The sequence below is a fragment of the Bacillus sp. 007/AIA-02/001 genome, assembly GCF_004634455.1.
Classification (GTDB): Bacteria; Bacillota; Bacilli; order Bacillales; family Bacillaceae_G; genus Bacillus_A; species Bacillus_A cereus.
Map to the genome: position 1 here is coordinate 1 of NZ_SEIY01000044.1, position 2,578 is coordinate 2,578.

Below are 2,578 nucleotides of genomic sequence, written 5' to 3' on the forward strand. Positions count from 1 at the left end.
AATGTTATCTAGTTTTGAAGGAATATGCCTTCATAGTTTGGTGATGATGGCAGAGAGGTCACACCCGTTCCCATACCGAACACGGAAGTTAAGCTCTCTAGCGCCGATGGTAGTTGGGACCTTGTCCCTGTGAGAGTAGGACGTCGCCAAGCAAAAACCTAAGTCGTTTCGACTTAGGTTTTTTTGTGTTTATTTTTATTATTTTAAATTTAAAGGTAAGAATTACCTTTATAAGAATATAGTCCAGATGTAACAAGAATGTTTGTGATCTTATATAAAAAGGTTATATGAAAAGTAGCAATCTAGCTCTTTTAACATAACCTTTTGTGTTTTTAAAGGATTTTACATTAGAAAAAATCTATAATTAAGGTAGTTAACATATATTTTTGATGGGTGTGGGGGATTATGAAAGAAATATGCATGTTATTAGTGGCTGTTATATTATGGGGCACAGCCATTGCGCCAACAAAATGGGCGTTAGAATCTATTCAGCCGTTTACTTTGTTGTTTATTCGTCTTTTCTTTGCAGGTGGAATTTGTATGCTATTCTCATTTAAGCAACTACAAAAATCAGTTGTACATAAAAAAGTTCCATGGAAAAGAATGAGTTTGTTAGCTTTTACCGGTGTAGCTGGTTATTTTATGTTTACATCCTACGGTATTTCTTTAACCAGTGGATTACATGTGAGTATTATAGATGCTGCATTACCATTAGTTACAATTCTTTTTTCAGCACTCTTTTTGAAAGAGAAAATTCGATTGAATTATTGGATAGGAATTATATTGGGTGCTATAGGAGTACTCTTTATTACGATTCCATCTAAAAGTGCTAATCAAGAAGTGTCTTTAATAGGAGATATACTGATATTATTAAGTACTTTTCTATTTGCTTTCTACACAGTTTTGCTAAAACGGCCAAAACAAGAACAGTATTTATCAAACGAGGTTTTTACAACATTAACTTTAATTATTGGAGCTGTTATTCTCTTACCGTTTGCACTGGTAGAAATTTTTTATTACGGTCTCCCAAAGGTTGAAACTTGGAAAACGGGACTTAGTGTAATATACCTTGTTATTGGAGCAACAATTTTAGCATATTGGTTTTGGAATAAAGCGCTAGAGAGAGTTTCAGCATCAGTAAGCGGATTATATTTAAATGCATTACCATTAATAAGTATTGTTACTTCAATTATTCTATTAAATGAATCTCTGACATGGAGAGTAATAATGGGAGCGAGTTTAGTTTTAATCGGAGTAGGATGGGCGGATAAGCAAAAGTTATGTAATCTATTAAAAGGTAACAAGGTGGAGAATAGAGACTGTTAAACAGTATGATTTATATAATTGAAATGCTAAAAAGATACCTTATATATGAGGTATCTTTTTTATTTAGCAAAGATAATAGACTAAAGTTAGTATGGATATTCTTTGCTGTATTTATATGTGTCGAAATCATTTTGAAATATTGTTTGGACAAGTTGTATACATTCAGTATCATAAAAGCTTTCAAAAGTCGGATGACGGGGAAATAAAGGATCAGTAATATCGCCTTCGCTAAAATCCCCTTTATAAATCATGGCGGGAGTTTGATGATGCCATGATGTTGAGAACTCATTTATTGGTGCGGTTTTTAATTCGAAACGCTTTTCTAATTCTTTCATTTCCTGATCGAAGTTTTCTAAGTATATATAATTGGTCACATATTCTTCTTCACCAGCTATATATTGTTGTGTGAAATGTGGGTTAATATCACTTGCGTGAGCTCCTTTCATAAATAGATAGTATAGAAATTGTTTAAATGAGATCCCTTTGGAGGAATTTTCATCTTGATATAAAAACTTTCGGATGGGTTTCCATTCGGGATGTTCCATATAAGGAGGTCCAATTAAGGATACGAAAGAACTGACTGCTCTCCTATAAGGGTTACGAACGAGTTTAAAAGTTTCTTTTTGTTTTTCTCGTAGAGCTATTCCTAGTCGTACACTATAGGTAGGTGTACTTTTGTATATATCATATTCATAATTATGAATGAAAGGACTATAGCTTAGAGCGGTTTGTAATAAATCAATCTGGTAAAAGAACCACTTAGCAAGAGAAGTACAACCGCTTTTTTGACTCCAAAATAGAATGATTGGAAACTTCCTATGATAGTGTGGGCTTCTTGAATGGGAGCTTATGATGTGTAATAAAGAAGGGTTGAACAAGTTCTACACTCCTTTCAGTTATCTTATTGATATGTATGAGAAATAAAAGGGGGGTATGAGAGTCTTTTTCATCTTTTTAAAAAAATGAAAGATTAATATTGACTATTATTATATAGAGGTGTAATATAGGACAAGTCGCCGATGACAATAACGTCGCAAGCGACAAATGAAATAAAAAAACTTAGTTGACATTAACTAACGAAGATGTTAACATAAGGAAGTCGCAAATGAGCGACCAAGTAGTTCTTTGAAAACTGAACGAAACAAACAACGTGAAACGTCAATTTTTATTTTAGATGCTAGACAAACTAACTTTATTGGAGAGTTTGATCCTGGCTCAGGATGAACGCTGGCGGCGTGCCTAATACATGCAA

General features: G+C 33.4%; 2 protein-coding genes and 2 rRNA genes. 3 read left to right on the forward strand and 1 reads right to left on the reverse strand.

Annotation, left to right across the window (positions count from 1 at the left end):
- Positions 1-36: 36 nt before the first annotated feature.
- Both rrf and ES895_RS29065 read left to right on the forward strand, forming a co-directional pair.
- Positions 37-152: ribosomal RNA gene (rrf, locus tag ES895_RS29060) — 5S ribosomal RNA — on the forward strand.
- Between the two features lie 253 nt (positions 153-405).
- The gene (locus tag ES895_RS29065; protein WP_000658284.1) at positions 406-1,326 is read left to right on the forward strand and encodes a DMT family transporter; all 921 of its coding nucleotides are present in this window, start codon (positions 406-408) and stop codon (positions 1,324-1,326) included.
- An 86-nt stretch (positions 1,327-1,412) separates the two neighbouring features.
- On the opposite strand, the gene ES895_RS29070 is transcribed toward ES895_RS29065, so the two are convergent.
- Positions 1,413-2,204: a sulfotransferase family 2 domain-containing protein gene (locus tag ES895_RS29070; RefSeq protein ID WP_000483020.1), complete on the reverse strand. Its 792-nt coding sequence runs from the start codon at positions 2,202-2,204 to the stop codon at positions 1,413-1,415.
- Between the two features lie 314 nt (positions 2,205-2,518).
- On the opposite strand from ES895_RS29070, the gene ES895_RS29075 reads away from it, so the two are divergent.
- Positions 2,519-2,578 (forward strand): 16S ribosomal RNA (locus tag ES895_RS29075); the annotation flags it as partial.